General features: G+C 59.2%; 1 protein-coding gene. It reads left to right on the top strand.

Translation table 11 applies throughout. The annotated features are described in order from the left end of the window. Positions 1–1,191, top strand: coding sequence for an elongation factor Tu (gene tuf, locus CHU94_RS00020; RefSeq protein ID WP_094475478.1), 1,191 nt, complete (start codon positions 1–3; stop codon positions 1,189–1,191).

The raw sequence follows: 1,191 nt of genomic DNA, 5'->3' as shown, positions 1-1,191 counted from the left end.
ATGGGTAAGGAAAAATTCACACGTACCAAGCCGCACGTCAACGTAGGCACGATTGGCCACGTGGACCACGGCAAGACGACCCTGACAGCCGCCATCACCACCGTGTTGGCAGCCAAGTTCGGCGGCTCCGCCAAGGCATACGACCAGATCGATGCTGCGCCTGAAGAAAAAGCACGCGGCATTACCATCAACACCGCCCACGTGGAATACGAAACGGCTAACCGCCACTACGCTCACGTGGACTGCCCAGGCCACGCCGACTATGTGAAGAACATGATCACTGGCGCTGCCCAAATGGACGGTGCTATCCTGGTCTGCTCCGCCGCCGACGGCCCCATGCCCCAAACTCGTGAGCACATCCTGTTGGCTCGCCAAGTGGGCGTTCCTTACATCATCGTGTTCCTGAACAAGTGCGACATGGTGGACGATGCCGAGCTGCTGGAGCTGGTGGAAATGGAAGTTCGCGAACTCCTCTCCAAGTACGACTTCCCTGGTGACGACACCCCCATCATTCACGGTTCCGCCAAGCTCGCCATGGAAGGCGACAAAGGTGACCTGGGTGAAGGCGCCATCATGAAGCTGGCCGACGCCCTGGACAGCTACATCCCGCTGCCCGAGCGCGCAGTGGACGGTTCTTTCCTGATGCCTGTGGAAGACGTGTTCTCCATCTCTGGCCGCGGTACCGTGGTGACCGGTCGCGTTGAGCGCGGCATCATCAAAGTTGGCGAAGAAATCGAAATCGTCGGTATCGCTGACACCCAAAAGACCACCTGCACCGGCGTGGAAATGTTCCGCAAGCTGCTCGACCAAGGCCAAGCTGGCGACAACGTCGGTATCCTGTTGCGCGGCACCAAGCGTGAAGACGTGCAGCGCGGCCAAGTGCTGTGCAAGCCCGGCTCCATCAAGCCCCATACCCACTTCACCGGCGAAATCTACGTTCTGTCCAAGGACGAAGGCGGCCGCCACACGCCTTTCTTCAACAACTACCGCCCCCAGTTCTACTTCCGTACCACGGACGTGACCGGTGCGATCGAGTTGCCAGAAGGCAAAGAAATGGTGATGCCTGGTGACAACGTGTCGATCACTGTGAAGCTGATCAACCCCATCGCCATGGAAGAAGGCCTGCGCTTCGCTATCCGCGAAGGTGGCCGTACCGTGGGCGCTGGCGTGGTTGCAAAAATCATCGCGTAA

Origin of the sequence: Rhodoferax sp. TH121 (assembly GCF_002251855.1) — a bacterium.
Classification (GTDB): domain Bacteria; phylum Pseudomonadota; class Gammaproteobacteria; order Burkholderiales; family Burkholderiaceae_C; genus Allorhodoferax.
This window is presented reverse-complemented; position numbering and strand designations above follow the sequence as displayed.